17 protein-coding genes are annotated in these 14422 nt (G+C 48.3%); 6 read left to right on the top strand and 11 right to left on the bottom strand.

Translation table 11 applies throughout. The features are described from left to right. Nucleotides 1–8: 8 nt before the first annotated feature. Together N530_RS0115240 and N530_RS0115235 are read left to right on the top strand one after the other, a co-directional pair. Nucleotides 9–716: an ABC transporter permease gene (locus N530_RS0115240; RefSeq protein WP_026481405.1), complete on the top strand. Its 708-nt coding sequence runs from the start codon at nucleotides 9–11 to the stop codon at nucleotides 714–716. Beyond that, the gene (locus N530_RS0115235) at nucleotides 713–1546 is read left to right on the top strand and encodes an ABC transporter permease (protein WP_035267286.1); all 834 of its coding nucleotides are present in this window, start codon (nucleotides 713–715) and stop codon (nucleotides 1544–1546) included. The genes N530_RS0115240 and N530_RS0115235 overlap by 4 nt, the downstream gene beginning before the upstream one ends. Here N530_RS0115235 and N530_RS0115230 read toward each other — a convergent pair. The 4 genes from N530_RS0115230 to N530_RS18345 all read right to left on the bottom strand — a co-directional run bounded on the left by N530_RS0115230 (nucleotide 1543) and on the right by N530_RS18345 (nucleotide 3916). Then, on the bottom strand, nucleotides 1543–2016 hold the full coding sequence (locus N530_RS0115230) for an Lrp/AsnC family transcriptional regulator (protein WP_026481403.1): 474 nt from the start codon (nucleotides 2014–2016) through the stop codon (nucleotides 1543–1545). The genes N530_RS0115235 and N530_RS0115230 overlap by 4 nt on opposite strands. 72 nt (nucleotides 2017–2088) lie before the next feature. Beyond that, a complete protein-coding gene (locus tag N530_RS0115225; protein WP_026481402.1) occupies nucleotides 2089–2691 on the bottom strand; it encodes a uracil-DNA glycosylase family protein in 603 nt (200 codons plus the stop codon). Continuing rightward, the gene (locus N530_RS0115220) at nucleotides 2688–3320 is read right to left on the bottom strand and encodes a glutathione S-transferase N-terminal domain-containing protein (RefSeq protein WP_026481401.1); all 633 of its coding nucleotides are present in this window, start codon (nucleotides 3318–3320) and stop codon (nucleotides 2688–2690) included. The genes N530_RS0115225 and N530_RS0115220 overlap by 4 nt, the downstream gene beginning before the upstream one ends. After that, nucleotides 3317–3916, bottom strand: a complete 600-nt coding sequence (locus tag N530_RS18345; RefSeq protein ID WP_162150966.1) for a thermonuclease family protein — start codon at nucleotides 3914–3916, stop codon at nucleotides 3317–3319. Before N530_RS18345 ends, N530_RS0115220 begins: the two co-directional genes overlap by 4 nt. Before the next feature lie 123 nt (nucleotides 3917–4039). Here N530_RS18345 and N530_RS0115210 point away from each other — a divergent pair, with 123 nt between their 5' ends. Then, on the top strand, nucleotides 4040–5593 hold the full coding sequence (locus tag N530_RS0115210; RefSeq protein WP_026481400.1) for a HAMP domain-containing sensor histidine kinase: 1554 nt from the start codon (nucleotides 4040–4042) through the stop codon (nucleotides 5591–5593). Nucleotides 5594–5617: 24 nt separating this feature from the next. On the opposite strand, the gene cobT is transcribed toward N530_RS0115210, so the two are convergent. After that, a complete protein-coding gene (gene cobT, locus N530_RS0115205; protein ID WP_026481399.1) occupies nucleotides 5618–6640 on the bottom strand; it encodes a nicotinate-nucleotide--dimethylbenzimidazole phosphoribosyltransferase in 1023 nt (340 codons plus the stop codon). A 95-nt stretch (nucleotides 6641–6735) separates the two neighbouring features. Here cobT and cobS point away from each other — a divergent pair, with 95 nt between their 5' ends. Together cobS and N530_RS0115195 are read left to right on the top strand one after the other, a co-directional pair. Next, on the top strand, nucleotides 6736–7533 hold the full coding sequence (gene cobS, locus N530_RS0115200) for an adenosylcobinamide-GDP ribazoletransferase (RefSeq protein WP_162150965.1): 798 nt from the start codon (nucleotides 6736–6738) through the stop codon (nucleotides 7531–7533). Between the two features lie 29 nt (nucleotides 7534–7562). After that, nucleotides 7563–7784 carry a DUF1289 domain-containing protein gene (locus N530_RS0115195; RefSeq protein WP_026481397.1) on the top strand — a complete coding sequence of 74 codons (222 nt, stop codon included), beginning with the start codon at nucleotides 7563–7565 and terminating at the stop codon, nucleotides 7782–7784. On the opposite strand, the gene N530_RS0115190 is transcribed toward N530_RS0115195, so the two are convergent. The 6 genes from N530_RS0115190 to N530_RS0115165 form a co-directional block, all read right to left on the bottom strand. Beyond that, entirely contained in the window at nucleotides 7781–8605 is an 825-nt protein-coding gene (locus tag N530_RS0115190; RefSeq protein WP_051541002.1) for a sulfite exporter TauE/SafE family protein, read from the bottom strand. The genes N530_RS0115195 and N530_RS0115190 overlap by 4 nt on opposite strands. Before the next feature lie 26 nt (nucleotides 8606–8631). Further along, nucleotides 8632–9729, bottom strand: a complete 1098-nt coding sequence (dusA, locus tag N530_RS0115185) for a tRNA dihydrouridine(20/20a) synthase DusA (RefSeq protein ID WP_081773999.1) — start codon at nucleotides 9727–9729, stop codon at nucleotides 8632–8634. Between the two features lie 131 nt (nucleotides 9730–9860). Beyond that, nucleotides 9861–10904, bottom strand: coding sequence for a succinylglutamate desuccinylase/aspartoacylase family protein (locus N530_RS0115180; protein ID WP_026481394.1), 1044 nt, complete (start codon nucleotides 10902–10904; stop codon nucleotides 9861–9863). Next, the gene (rimK, locus tag N530_RS0115175) at nucleotides 10904–11809 is read right to left on the bottom strand and encodes a 30S ribosomal protein S6--L-glutamate ligase (protein ID WP_026481393.1); all 906 of its coding nucleotides are present in this window, start codon (nucleotides 11807–11809) and stop codon (nucleotides 10904–10906) included. The genes N530_RS0115180 and rimK overlap by 1 nt, the downstream gene beginning before the upstream one ends. Nucleotides 11810–11861: 52 nt before the next feature. Continuing rightward, complete coding sequence (locus N530_RS0115170) at nucleotides 11862–12356, bottom strand: RimK/LysX family protein (RefSeq protein ID WP_026481392.1); 495 nt, start codon at nucleotides 12354–12356, stop codon at nucleotides 11862–11864. Next, nucleotides 12353–12631: a hypothetical protein gene (locus N530_RS0115165; protein ID WP_026481391.1), complete on the bottom strand. Its 279-nt coding sequence runs from the start codon at nucleotides 12629–12631 to the stop codon at nucleotides 12353–12355. Before N530_RS0115165 ends, N530_RS0115170 begins: the two co-directional genes overlap by 4 nt. A 613-nt stretch (nucleotides 12632–13244) precedes the next feature. On the opposite strand from N530_RS0115165, the gene N530_RS0115155 reads away from it, so the two are divergent. Then, on the top strand, nucleotides 13245–14378 hold the full coding sequence (locus N530_RS0115155; RefSeq protein ID WP_026481390.1) for a type III PLP-dependent enzyme: 1134 nt from the start codon (nucleotides 13245–13247) through the stop codon (nucleotides 14376–14378). The last annotated feature ends 44 nt before the right edge of the window (nucleotides 14379–14422 follow it).

Here is a 14422-nt window from a genome sequence, read left to right as displayed (position 1 = left end):
ACTGGGATTTGACGAGTTGGGAGTTACTCTCCTTTGGAGATCTGGGCTGGGGTGATGAAATCGCCTCAGGTGTTTTAATAACAATAACGCTTGCTTTGGCCACGCTTCCATTTGGACTGCTGATCGGTTTCTTTGTAGCGTTGGCTAAACAAAGCCAAGAATGGTCGCTGAGAACTGCAGCCGATATTTACACAACGATTTTTCGCGGGCTGCCTGAACTTCTAACATTGTTCCTCGTCTACTTTGGCATGCAGATCGCCATACAAAAAGTCATTGTCATTCTTGATCTGGACATATCGTTCGAATTTAATTCGTTCGTCGCAGGCATGATTGCTTTGGGTTTGGTTTTCTCGTCCTATGCATCAGAAGTATTTTTATCCGCATTTCGCGCTATTCCCCTTGGACAATATGAAGGTGGATTTGCCTTAGGCGTGCGCAAATCGGTCGTCATGCGGTTGATCATTTTCCCGCAGCTTGTCCGCATTGCGCTTCCTGGCTTAGCAAATTTATGGATGCTGCTCTTAAAAGACACCGCGCTTGTTTCAGCTATCGGGCTAGCAGACATCGTAAGGCAAACCGGCATTGCAGCCCGCGTTACCAAACACGCTTTCTTGTTCTATGGCGTGTCTTTTCTACTATTTCTTGTTCTGGCGCTTCTATCATCGATTGTGATTTCACGCATTGAAGCCTTTAGCGAAAAAGGTGATGCCCGATGAAATTCATTGCCACAGAAATACTGCCCGATCAGGCCCCGCCGCCGCGCCCACCAAGACAATGGAATAGCGCGCGCATAAGCGGAAATATCCTCATGCTGTTTTGGACAGCAGCAGGCATTGGATTAATCTGGTTTCTTTTTACGTCTTGGGACCCAGCAAAGTTTGATAAATACGGCATAAAATATTGGACCGGATTGCAAACCACACTCACGCTTGTCGCTGTTTCTATTGCACTGGGCGCAATAATTTCATTGCCCATTGCCTTCGGCAGATTGTCGAAAAATAAGATCATCGGCGCACTCTCGTTTTCCTATGTCTATATTTTCCGCGGCACACCGCTACTCGTGCAGGTGTTCCTAATCTATTATGGTCTAGGCACTTTTCGAGCAGAATTGGACGCGCTAGGCATCTGGATATTCTTCCGCGATGCATGGAACTGCGCTATTTTGGCCTTCACATTTAATACGGCAGCTTACCAAGCCGAAATTTTGCGAGGCGCTATTCAAAGCGTGCCTAAAGGCCAGTGGGAGGGTGCAGATTCGCTCGGCATACCGCGCTGGAAAACATTCCAGAAAATCATTCTGCCACAGGCTTTGATTGTCGCACTGCGCCCCTATGGCAATGAGATTATCCTCATGGTCAAAGGCTCTGCCATCGTTGCGCTAGTAACTGTATTTGACCTAATGGGGGAGACCCGCCGCGCCTATTCACGTACCTTTGATTTCCAAATGTATATCTGGGCGGCGGTATTTTATTTCGTTATCGTCGAAGTATTACGCAATATTTGGAATGGGCTAGAGCTGCGCCTAACACGCCACCTAAAACGCTAAGGCTTGTCGATCACCATATAATCAAGCGGCATTTCTGTTGTGTATTTGATCTGCTCCATAGCAAAAGCAGACGACACATCACGAATTTCGATCTTCGTAATCAAGCGCTGATAGAACGCATCGAAGGCCGCAATATCAGGAACGACAACGCGCAGAAGATAATCAACCTCACCGCTCATACGGTAAAACTCGACAACTTCATGAAACTCGCTAATCACCTCTGAAAAGCGTTTGAGCCATTCGACAGAATGCGTGTTTGTGCGAATTGATACAAAAACAGTTACACGGGCATTGATAGCCTTAGGATCAAGAAGCGCAACGCGTTTGCGAATAACGCCTTCATCTTCAAGCTTTTGAATTCGGCGCCAGCACGGCGTAGTGGACAAGCCAACTGCTTTCGCAATATCAGCTACAGAAGATGTGGCATCTTCCTGCACAAGCTTCAAAATTTTTCTATCTAAACGGTCCATACGGTATGGCTTTCTAAAATACGATGCAGAAAATGCACGCGTTAGAATTTAATTCCGTACCACAATGAGCAGTCAAAGCAAGTCTTGAACGCGTTTCTTTAGTACAGGCAACACATCTTCTGCAAACCAAGGGTTGCGCTTGAGCCATCCTGAATTACGCCATGAAGGATGGGGCAGAGGTAATATGGCAGGCTTTTCATCAATATAGTCGCGCCACGCCTGCACGGTTTTTGTCATGTTGGATTTACGTGCCGCGCCCAAATGATACGCTTGCGCATATTGGCCAACAACCAAAATAAGTTCGATCTGCGGCATCGCCGAAAAGACACGGTCATGCCAGTGCATTCGGCATTCTTTGCGCGGCGGCAAATCGCCGCCCTTTGCGTCATAGCCGGGAAAGCAAAACCCCATAGGCACAATCGCAAGCTTATCAGCATCATAGAAATCTTGCTCTTCAATGCCCATCCAATCGCGCAAACGCTCACCAGAAGGGTCTGTGAACGGTTTACCAGATTTATGAACACGCATGCCCGGTGCTTGCCCGCATATACAAATACGAGCCTTGCTCGATATAATGCAAACCGGATTTGGTTCATGCGGCAGTGGTGTACCGATAGGTTCTTCAACGCATATACGGCAGGCTTTAATTGCAGTGCTTAATGTGCTCACGCTCATCGGCGATAACTTGGCCTTGATCGCACAGCCTCAATCCACCGACTGAAATGCGGTAAGTTTTCATCATAAGCGATGCGTGCAGGTTTTGAAAAATCCACAGCAATAATGCCGGTTATATCCGCAACCGTAAAATCATCGCCGCAAATGAATTCATTATCGGTAAGATGCTCATTCAGTAATTTGGAAAATCGAACCGCTTTGGCTTTATTGACTTCTCCCCATTCTGGAACTTGAGGCACTTCCCAGTCCTTCATACCCGGATGGATATGGCGAAAGGCTTGTGCGACAGGAAAGAGAAGTTGAAGTTCTATGCGGCGCTGCCACATTTCAAAAATAGCCACCTCTTTTGGATTTTTACCGAAAAGAGCCCCATCGGGATAAAGGGCATCAAAGTAGCGGCAAATGGCGATGGACTCAGTGATCACATCGCCATCCGGCAATTGCAACAAAGGCAATTGTTTCAGTGGGTTGAGCGCAGATATTGAATCACTTTTATGTTCCAAAGCACTCATATCAACAGGCTTAACCGTTACATTGATATCGCGCTCTGCCAAATAAATCGCAACGCGGCGTGGGTTGGGCGCACGCCCACCATCAAAAAGCGTGTGGTCCGTCGCATCAATGCTCATATGTTACTTTCCTCGGATAAAAACCAATAGCTTAACCTACGCCAGAGCCCATGCCAAACACGGCCAGAAGGACTGTCTATTAAAGCGCTGTGTGTCGCGCGCCAATCTTGTGGCCGGTCAAATTCGCCTTGCCAAAGTCCACGTTTTTCATGCCGCGCCAAACGTTCTTGCCAACCATAACTACCATAGGAAACGGCCCATCCAGCGGCCACTAATTGTGCATTGAGACTGGTTTTCCCGACAAAGCATTCAGCTAAGAGGCGGCCATATTTATCTTTGCCCTCAACGTAACATTCAGGCGCGCCCCGACTGGCAAGAGCGCGTAAAAAGTTCCGCGCTTGAATACCGCAGCGATAATCTCCCTTTGGTGAGCCGCATATTTGCTTGATCTCTGGTGCATCAATTCCCACCAACCGTATCCGCTCATCGCCGTTTTTTAAACTATCGCCATCAACGACTTTAAAATCAGCGGTTAGGCGCTCTCGGCTTTGGTGTTCAAGCCAACTGGCAGCAAAAGCGACGAGGGCGAACAACAAGATAAGCCGTAAATATCCAAATGCGCGCCACTTTCTGCCTTTTGTATATCGCTTACTCAAATTGTAAATCCTGAGAATAGAAGGGACTTGTTAACCCATTAGAAAGTATAAATTGGGTTCTACGCGGCGGCATCGTCGTTCGCGGGTGTTCGCTTTTTTGAATGTGTTTGTTGTGTTGTTGAAATGATTTCCACGGAAAATCTTCCCGATAAAACCATTGTTGACCGTCGCAAGACTGTGCGCAACCGTGACTTGCGAAACACGGTGCAAAAAAGCCGCGAACGGCTCGCAAAACAAAGCATGGTATCACCAGAATACTCGCTAGAACTATTGAAGCTCCACGCCCATGCGATCGTTTCTTCAGTCGTTGCGGTTCCGCTGTTGGTCGTTCTTGCATCTTTTGCAGGTTTCGCAATTGGATTTGGCCCTGAAATATTTGTTTGGGCTACGCTTTCATGCCTGATCTACACAGCCATGGCATTGCTATCACGCCGTTTCTTGAAAACAGGAAAAAAAGACACTCGCAAACTCTGGACACGTATTTTTCTCCTGGGTCATTTGTTTGTGGGTCTATCTTGGGCTGTATTAACAATCATACCATGTGCGTCTTGCGGCGCTGAACCTGCCATATTTTATAAAGCAATCCTCTTGCTTATGGCGACATCGGCAACAGCAACAATTTGCTACACACTGCCAATCACCATCGTTATCTCATTCGCCATTCCGGTTGTGGCATTTGGTGCACAATACGGTATGCAACAGACGGGAATGTTGGCAACAGCATTGGTTTTTTCTGGCTTATTGTTCTTCACCTTTGTAGCTGTGCGCCTTGAAAAATCGTCTAAATCCGGACTTGCCTATCAAAATGAAAACCACTCTTTGGTGGCCGAATTGGAAATGGCAAAATCTATCTCTGATGAAGCACGCCGCCGCGCTGAAGAAGCCAATTTGGCCAAATCGCGTTTTCTTGCATCCATGAGCCATGAGCTGCGCACACCACTCAATGCGATCTTAGGTTTCTCCGAAACCATGAGCGCAGAGATTTTGGGCCCACTCGGCAACGACACCTATAAGACCTACGCAAAAGACATTCACAGTTCAGGTGAGCACCTTTTAAACCTCATCAACGAGATACTAGATTTAAGCCGCGTTGAAGCTGGCAAATATGAGATCAAAGAAGAAACACTGCGCCTGACCGATATTGCAGAAGATTGCATGGCTTTGATTCAGATGAAAGCGGATCAAAAGAGCATTAAAATCGAACCGAATTTTCAAGAAGGTTTGCCGCGCGTGCTGGCTGATGAACGCGCAATGCGCCAAGTTCTGCTCAACACGCTTTCAAATGCTGTTAAATTCACACCGTCAGGTGGCACAATTAAATTACTCGTCGGCTGGACCGAATCCGGCGGCCAATACATGTCCGTTGTCGACAATGGCCCTGGCATCCCAGAAGAAGAAATCCCCATTGTTCTGTCAGCATTTGGACAAGGTTCCATCGCGATCAAAAGCGCGGAGCAAGGCACAGGCCTCGGCCTTCCAATTGTGCAAGCATTGCTATCAATGCATGGCGGCAAACTGGAATTACGCTCTAAACTACGTGAAGGCACAAAAGCGATTGCGATCCTTCCACGCTCCCGCGTTTTAAATGAATTGCCGGCAGAGCCAATAGAAAGTCAGCAAAAGTCAAAACGCCATGGGCTTCACGATAGACGTAGCCAACAGCGCTCAATCGCTTAGTTGATTATAGGCATTCGGCTGCCTTTACGCCTTGTCGCTAACGCCTGCCTGCTCAAATGTTGCCATTCCGCTATGACAAAGCGCCGCAGCTTTAACGATGCCTGCCGCCAATGCCGCGCCAGTCCCCTCGCCCAAGCGCATATCAAGATCAAGTATTGGCTTTTTGCCAAGCTTCTCAACAACTGTTCTATGGGCTTGTTCGGCTGAAACATGTCCAATCTGGCAATGGTCTAATGCATCAGGCGATGCAGCATGCAAAATAGCTGCTGCAGAAGTCGCAACAAAGCCATCAATAATAACTGGGATACGCTCAACGCGTGCGGCTAAAATTGCACCAGCCATCGCTGCAATTTCGCGCCCACCTAAACGGCGCAATACTTCGAATGGATCTTTCAAATGGTCTTTGTGAAGATCAACAGCCTTGCGGATAACATCTGCTTTTAATGCAATCCCTTCAGCGCTGTGGCCTGTACCTGCGCCAACCCAGTCCTCTGCCTTGCCGCCATATAATGCATAATAAATGGCCGCTGCGATGGTTGTGTTGCCGATCCCCATCTCGCCAATACATAAAAGATCAGTACCGCCTGCAATGCTCTCCATGCCAAATGCCATTGTTGCAGCACATGTGCGCTCGTCCATTGCCGCTTCTTGCGTGATGTCAGCAGTAGGCAAATCTAGCGCCAAGTCAAAAACTTTAAGACCAAGATCATGGGCTATACAGATCTGATTGATTGCGGCACCACCTGCTGCAAAGTTTTCAACCATTTGTGCAGTCACGCTAGATGGAAATGGCGATACGCCCTGCGCCGTAACACCGTGATTACCAGCAAACACAGCCACAAGCGGTCTGGTGACCGCTGGCGCGCGGCCTGTCCATGCAGCAAGCCACACAGCAAGCTCTTCAAGGCGGCCAAGCGATCCGGCAGGCTTGGTCAATGTGGCATCGCGCTGGCGAACAGCTTCTGCTGCCTCAAACGCTGGTTTTGGCAAATCGCGAACAAGCGCACGAAAATCATCAAAAGGTAATCCAGTAGTCACGAAAGCCATCCATTTTGAAAGTGTGGTTATTGCTCTTCGATTAGCCTATAGCGTTACTCAACTAAAGCCCCAATTGTTCCAAGAATGTCGCAGGAAAGATGAAATTGAACTCACCCATCGCAGAAACAGCCCGCGCTCTTGCTTTTTTGACCCGCCTGCCCGTGCCAAATACTTATTTCAATGATGATGATGATGCGCATAACGAAACAATTCAAAGTGCGGGATACTTTCCAGCAGCTGGAATTGTGATCGGCTTGCTGGGTAGCGTAGCTTTTATTATCACCCACATATTGCATCTACCTCCTGCGCTTTCATCCGCCATTGCAATAATCGGAGTCATCATTTTGACGGGCGCGTTACATGAAGATGGCTTGGGAGATATCGCCGATGGGTTTGGCGGCGGTGCAACCAAAGAGCGCCGACTTGAAATTATGAAAGATTCGCGGCTCGGCACCTATGGCGTCATTGCCGTTATATCCTCGCTGCTTTTGCGCGTTCTCGCTCTCACGGCAATTCTACAAGCCTCAGGCATTATTGCCGCATGCTTTGCGATGATTGCCGCGAACGCCGCCTCGCGCGGCGCAATGGTATGGATGTGGTCTGATTTGCCACCAGCGCGCATTGATGGCGTGTCCGGCCAACTAGGAAAACCGCATGAAAACGCCGTCTCCATTGCAGCTGTTATGGGCTTAGGCAGCGCTTTGATATTCGGTGTTTTAGGGACCGGATTTATATCCGCAACAATCGCAATCGTTCTTTCAGTTATGATTATGATTGGATTTCAAAAACTATGTATGAAAATGATTGGCGGACAAACCGGCGATACGCTCGGTGCATGTCAGCAATTGGTAGAGATTACCATGCTCGTTGGCCTTGCCAGCACTTATGCAATCACTATCTAACAAACATAACAGAACTAAAGTGAAGACTAATGGAATCGCCCTGCATCCTTTTATGCTCAATTGATATGAACACGGGCCATTGTTATGGCTGCGGGCGCACGCGCGATGAAATCGCCGCATGGACAATGTATTCAGATGAGCGCCGTAAAGAACTGATGCAAGAACTGCCTGAGCGTGTTGCTAAAATCGAAACACGGCCGCGCCGTGTCACAAAGCGACGCGCCATGAAAAGCAGCAACAAAAGCGGTTAAGTTACGCTATATACGAAGCGTGCAGCAACGATCAACAAGAACACCCCAAAGCCCACCTCAAGATGTCTCTTCTTTAAGCGGTGCGCAACATTTGCACCAAGCGGCGCCATATAAAGCGTAATGGGAATGATCAGCGCAACGCCGATCCAATTCACATAACCGGTCGAAAATGGCGGTAATCCTGCCTCTCCCCACCCAGCCCAAATCGCACCAAACAGGCCAGGCACTGAAATTAAAACGCCTGTACCTGCAGACGTGGCAACAGCTTGGTGAATGGATCTGCCATATAAGGTCATAAACGTATTGTTTAACACACCGCCGCCAATGCCCATCAACATCGAAAGAGCACCGATCACAACACCGGCAATCCAGCGAATAGGACCCGTTGGAATATCGCTTCCAAGCTGCCAGCTTTCACGGTGAAGAATAAGCCGCAAACCAACAATTGTGGCAATGCCTGCAAACACCACGCGCAGCTCTGTTGAGGAAATACTGGCAATGACCAACGTTCCCAAAAGAACGCCAATGGGAACCCAGATGATGAATGATTTAAATACATCCATTGCAACGGCGCCCTTTTTATAGTGGGCCGAAAATGATCGCAGAGATGTGGGAACAATGATTGCGAGCGATGTACCAATAGCAAGGTGCATACGCACAGCATCGTCGATACCGGCCACGCCAAATGCAAAGAAAAACACCGGAACCAGAATAGCGCCGCCGCCAATGCCGAACAAACCAGCTAGAAATCCGGCAACGACACCGGAAGCCGCAACAACACTGGCCAAACCAGCGATAAGTGTCCAATCCAACTCAGCCAAAACGCCTCCGATCTCAGGCGTTTAGCTTACGCCGCCTGAGAAGGGTCTAGTGCATTGTCACTATCTTTGCCAAGCCCATCCCTGACGATATCAAACGCATCGCGCAATACTTGGCTTGAAGCATTAGGCTTAACCGATTCATTGGACAAAATTTGTCTGAAACGCCGCGCACCAGCAACGCCCGGAAAGAGGCCCACCATATGGCGTGTGATGTGATTTACACGAATACCGCTATCGCTTGCGATTTGAGCATCAATGTAATCACACATCGCATCAATGAGTTCGCCAGCATCAAAGCTTGCGTTCTCATCGCCATAAACCAGCGGATCGACGTGCGACAGGCACAGCGGATTTTGATAAGCGGCACGGCCAAGCATAATGCCGTCAAGCGTAACCCCTTCACCCTTCGCAGCATCCAAACCATGAATCACATTCTCAAGACCACCGTTCAAACCAATGAAACGACTCGGGTTTTCTGACTTGAGCTGCAGCACACGCGCATAATCTAAAGGCGGTACATCGCGATTTTCTTTCGGGCTTAAACCTTGCAGCCAAGCCTTACGGGCATGAACCCAAAGCGCATCACAACCTGCATCCCAAGATTTTTGAGCAACATCATCCAGCGCTATTTGTGTGTCTTGATCATCAACACCAATACGGCATTTTACCGTCACGGAAATATCAACGGCTTCTTTCATTGCGTCAACGCATCGCGCGACAAGGTCTGGTTCACGCATCAGGCAAGCGCCAAATGTACCAGACTGAACACGGTCCGATGGGCAGCCCACATTCATGTTAACTTCGACATAGCCATAATCAGCACATATGCGTGCAGCCTCGGCCATCTTCTGCGGCTCACTGCCGCCAATTTGAACTGCGACCGGATGTTCAACCGAATCAAAACCAAGCAACCGCTCACGATTGCCGTGAATGACCGCGTCCGCCACAACCATTTCCGTGTAAAGCAAAGCATGTTTGGTCAATTGGCGATGGAAAAACCGGCAATGCCGATCCGTCCAATCCATCATGGGGGCTATGGAAAAAAATAGATATTTTTTAGCATCATGAACATTTGATATTTTAGTATCTTGAACACGACCACGAACAGTCTCATTAAATCTCATTGGGTCTATTATATACCTTTTGGCATAGCTTATGGAAGCCATCATGCGTTTATGTTTAAAGACGGCAATATCGTATAAGCATAAATTTTACCCATAAATGTGCAACGCCTTTTCTACCCCCTAAAGTGAAACTAAATAATCTCGTCCTCGTCGGCCATGACGCTATCTTCCAGCTCGGCTGCTATATTTTCAATTTTCGTTTCTGCCGAAATGTTTTGGCGAATGGTTGCGATATGAAAAAGGCCGTCGCCTTCATTCACGATAGGAAGGTTCGTTCGGCCGATAATCAGGCCGCCATGCGTTGCGATTACATTTTCTTCGAAATCACCGAACGGACTGGAAACAATACCCAGCACTTGGCCTTTGCTGACGTTTTCTCCAGTGCCGACGAAACAACGCAGCAGCCCCCCTGCAGGCGATCTTTCCCACACGCTGTGTGAAGACTGCATGGATGTCGTGCGCGATTTAGGCACCCCTTTTGCGCCAATCATGCCCAAAGTGTGCATGACGCGCAAGATGCCGGACACGCCGACACGCACAGAAAACTCATCGAAGCGAAGGCCTTCGCCTGCTTCATAAAGTAGAACGTCTACGCCTTTTTTCTGCGCCACACCGCGCAAAGAACCTTCCCTTACTTTGGACATTAGAACCAACGGCGCACCAAAGGCATTCGCAAGTTCTGACGTTCGTGCACCGCTTGGTGATACACGTATTTGCGGTAAGTTCGTGCGGTGAATAGCGGCTGAATGAAGATCAATACCGACATCTGAACGGTCAAGAATTTCCGTTTCAAAAAGATGCGCGAGCCGTCCAGCCAAAGATCCCTTTGGACTACCGGGAAACGAGCGATTTAGATCACGGCGGTCAGGCAGGTAGCGTGAATGGTTCATAAAGCCAAACGCATTGACAATTGGGATCGCCAATAAAGTACCACGTAACTTACTCAGACTTTTGGATTGAAGGACCCGGCGCACAATCTCTACGCCAATCACCTCATCACCATGAATAGCCGCACTGATAAAAAGCGTCGGGCCCGGTTTTTCACCGTGAACCACATGAACAGACATGGTGACAGGCGTATGGTCAGAAAGAACACTTACCGGCAGATCAATCGTGCGCTGCGCACCAGCCTCAATTTCAAATTCACCAATAGAAAAAGGCGCGCGCGCTGCCATTATCCCTTACCTTTAGTTTTCGTGCTGCCCTTGGCAGCGCTTGCCACGAGAAAATCGATGATCTTTCCTGCGATATCGATATCTGTCGCTCTTTCTACGCCTTCCAATCCAGGTGAGGAATTCACTTCCATCACGACAGGACCATGGTTTGCACGCAGCATATCCACACCGCATACATTCAAGCCCATTGCCTTTGCAGAGCGAACAGCCGTTGAGCGTTCCTCCGACGAGATTTTTATCATTTTAGCCGTGCCGCCGCGATGAAGGTTCGAGCGAAACTCGCCCTCGCCGCCGGTGCGCTGCATCGCTGCAACAACTTTGCCGCCAACAACCAATGCGCGAATATCTGTGCCGCCCGCTTCTTTAATGAACTCCTGCACAAGAATGTTCACATTGGCGCTGCGGAACGCCTCAATAACTGATTTTGCCGAGCGATCAGTATCGGCAAGAACAACGCCCAAGCCTTGCGTACCTTCAAGAAGCTTGATGACAAGCGGCGCACCGCCCGCCATTTTAAGCACTTCTTCGGTTTGCTTAGGATCATGGGCAAATGTGGTGACTGGCAAACCAATACCATCACGGGCCAAGATTTGTGTTGAGCGCAGTTTGTCGCGTGAACGGCCAATAGCAACAGACTCGTTAAGCGGATAAACACCCGCCATCTCAAACTGACGCAATACGGCAAGACCATAAAACGTCACTGAAGCGCCAATACGCGGAATGACTGCATCATAGCCAGTGAGTTTTTGGCCTTCATAATAAATATCTGGACGGCGAGACGCGATGTTCATCGTGCATCGAAGCGTATTGATTATATCGAGCGTGTGACCACGCTCTTCTGCAGCTTCTTTCAACCGCTTGTGAGAATAAAGCTTTGCATTTCGAGCTAACATCGCAATCTTCATCGACTTTTCCTTTGTTTAATTTGTAAATAGGAAGGCGAAAACCGCCACGTTGCTATTGGTTTACAGCATGTTTTTGTGTCACTTTAGAAACAGGATCACCCATTAAAAAAGAACGACTTGGGTTAATCATGAGGCGCAACACACGTAAGGCAGTTCGACCCAAAATCAGATCAAACTCCATATTCTTTCGGTCAGCGAGAGAGATATCGACCTTGGCGCGATAGCTCCCCACCATCAAATTTGTTCTAATGATTACGCGCTGCTCAGGCACACCGCCTGTATTCTTAATTTTGCGCTCATCAGAAACAACAGCCTCAAGTATTTTTCGACCCTTTCTATCGGGCGAAGGGAAACTGAAACGCACCCATTTAACGTCATCGCGATAAAATATCTCTTGGTTTTCGGCATGAATTGCCGATGTTCGCGCACCACTATCAATTTTTGCGCGGAGTTTCTTTATATCGAGATCTGGCAGTTCGACGACTTCTCGCCACCCGACGCAGCGGACAGGAGGTTCGGAACGTGGCTGCGATGGGGCCTTTATCAAAGAAAATCCTCATTCGCGCGACGATAGTTCACAAAGGTGTTTGCACTCATAATCACGTAAAAACTATCCATATCAATCAAAACAAAACCACGCTCAGCAACAGCACGTCCAATCTCACGAATATCATCTTCGTAGAGACGCCGCCTTCCCGCTATTTCCCGTAAGAGTTTTGCTGGGATTCTATATCGCCCAGATTTTTTCCCACCGAACTCCTGCGCGTATAAATCGCAGAGACGATCAGCTGTTTTAAAAATCCATTCATTATCACAAGTCATATAAATTCAATATATAGGTAAAAATTATTTGTCTATAGGTAAAATATAATTTTATTTTACGGAAAGCAAACCCTTAGTATGCATGTGCAAAATATTTATTCATGCGCTGCAAGCTGCAAAATAAGGCAACGAAGCCAATTCATTTGGGCATTGAATAAAAAATATGAAGCCTTGAGGACCGACAGTAAAAAATCCACTTGCAATCATATAAAAACGGCGTATTAGACGCGCACCCATAGTCGCACGTGCCTATAGGTATCCGCCGACTCTTCGATATGGTGAAGAGCACGGCAAGGTAACCGGAGCTAACCCCTCCGGACGTATCAAAGGCCAACCCTTGATACGTGGATATCGTAAAGCAACGACGGTGAGGGTCTCAGGGTTTGAAGCCCAAGTTTACTCTTCTGGCGGTCCAAACGTCGGGGTTTTCGAGACACCACTTTCATTGCCAGATGTGCGGCGGAGCAATCCCCAATCAAAGGCAGAACCGATCCACTCCACAAGGATCACAATCTCGCTGCTTGTTCATCGTAAGGTGCATTACTGCCTTCTTTTTCAAGCGACATCGTTCTGACGCCGGAAAATCCGGTATTTGATTTTGAGGATTGGCCTAATGGCAACTGCACGTATTATCGACTTCTTCAACACACGTAACCCTGCAACACCATGCTTGGTTGTTGACCTTGATGTCGTCGCCGACAACTTCACAAAATTCCGCCGCGCGCTTCCTCTATCTAAAATTTTCTATGCGGTTAAAGCAAACCCTGCGCCAGAAATCTTGCGCCTCCTTGCTGATATGGGCTCTTCATTCGATTGCGCTTCTGTTGTTGAAATCGAAATGGCACTTGAAGCTGGCGCAACGCCAGACCGTATTTCATACGGCAACACAATCAAAAAAGAGCGTGATATTTCTGCTGCTTTTGCCCATGGCGTTTCCATGTTTGCTGTTGACTGCGAAGCCGAAGTTGAAAAAATCGCCCGCGCTGCACCCGGCTCACGCGTATTTTGCCGCATCCTCACAGACGGCGAAGGCGCTGAATGGCCGCTTTCTCGCAAATTTGGCTGCGTGCCTGAAATGGCAACAGACGTGCTTAAACACGCCGTTGCGCTTGGCCTCGTTGCACATGGCATTTCATTCCATGTCGGCTCTCAAATGACGACAGTCGACGCTTGGGACTTACCTCTTTCGCATGCACGCACGATTTTCGATGCGATGGCTAAAGCTGGCGTACAGTTGAAAATGGTCAATCTGGGCGGTGGTTTTCCAACGCGCTATTTGAAAGACATTCCAACAGCAGAAGCCTATGGCTCCGCAATCTTTGATGCGCTTTCAAAACATTTTGGCAATCATATGCCAGAGACAATCATTGAGCCTGGCCGTGGTATGGTTGGCAATGCAGGCGTTATCAAATCTGAAGTTGTGCTGATCTCTAACAAATCAGCAAATGACAATGTGCGCTGGGTCTATCTCGACATTGGTAAATTTGGCGGCCTTGCAGAAACCATGGACGAAGCCATTCGTTATGACATCAAAACATCGCGCGATGGCGCTGATAAAACACCATGTGTTTTAGCGGGCCCGACCTGCGATTCAGCTGATGTTCTTTATGAGAAAAACGCTTATCCAATGCCCGTAACTTTGAGCATTGGCGATGAAATTTTCATTGAAGGCACCGGCGCCTACACAACAACCTACTCCGCTGTTGCGTTCAATGGTTTTGAACCATTGAAATCTTACGTCATCTAAATCGGCCTCCAGCCGGAATCGGTGCTGGCGCCAGTGTCAGCACC

It is taken from the genome of Ahrensia sp. 13_GOM-1096m, assembly GCF_000620605.1.
Lineage (GTDB): Bacteria > Pseudomonadota > Alphaproteobacteria > Rhizobiales > Rhizobiaceae > Ahrensia > Ahrensia kielensis.
This window is presented reverse-complemented; position numbering and strand designations above follow the sequence as displayed.

Coding starts and splice junctions, on each gene's coding strand:
- N530_RS0115235 (WP_035267286.1), top strand. CDS start 713: ATGAAATTCATTGCCACAGAAATACTGCCCGATCAGGCCCCGCCGCCG.
- N530_RS0115230 (WP_026481403.1), bottom strand. CDS start 2,016: ATGGACCGTTTAGATAGAAAAATTTTGAAGCTTGTGCAGGAAGATGCC.
- N530_RS0115225 (WP_026481402.1), bottom strand. CDS start 2,691: ATGAGCGTGAGCACATTAAGCACTGCAATTAAAGCCTGCCGTATATGC.
- N530_RS0115220 (WP_026481401.1), bottom strand. CDS start 3,320: ATGAGCATTGATGCGACGGACCACACGCTTTTTGATGGTGGGCGTGCG.
- N530_RS0115210 (WP_026481400.1), top strand. CDS start 4,040: ATGATTTCCACGGAAAATCTTCCCGATAAAACCATTGTTGACCGTCGC.
- cobT (WP_026481399.1), bottom strand. CDS start 6,640: ATGGCTTTCGTGACTACTGGATTACCTTTTGATGATTTTCGTGCGCTT.
- N530_RS0115195 (WP_026481397.1), top strand. CDS start 7,563: ATGGAATCGCCCTGCATCCTTTTATGCTCAATTGATATGAACACGGGC.
- dusA (WP_081773999.1), bottom strand. CDS start 9,729: ATGAGATTTAATGAGACTGTTCGTGGTCGTGTTCAAGATACTAAAATA.
- N530_RS0115180 (WP_026481394.1), bottom strand. CDS start 10,904: ATGGCAGCGCGCGCGCCTTTTTCTATTGGTGAATTTGAAATTGAGGCT.
- rimK (WP_026481393.1), bottom strand. CDS start 11,809: ATGAAGATTGCGATGTTAGCTCGAAATGCAAAGCTTTATTCTCACAAG.
- N530_RS0115165 (WP_026481391.1), bottom strand. CDS start 12,631: ATGACTTGTGATAATGAATGGATTTTTAAAACAGCTGATCGTCTCTGC.
- N530_RS0115155 (WP_026481390.1), top strand. CDS start 13,245: ATGGCAACTGCACGTATTATCGACTTCTTCAACACACGTAACCCTGCA.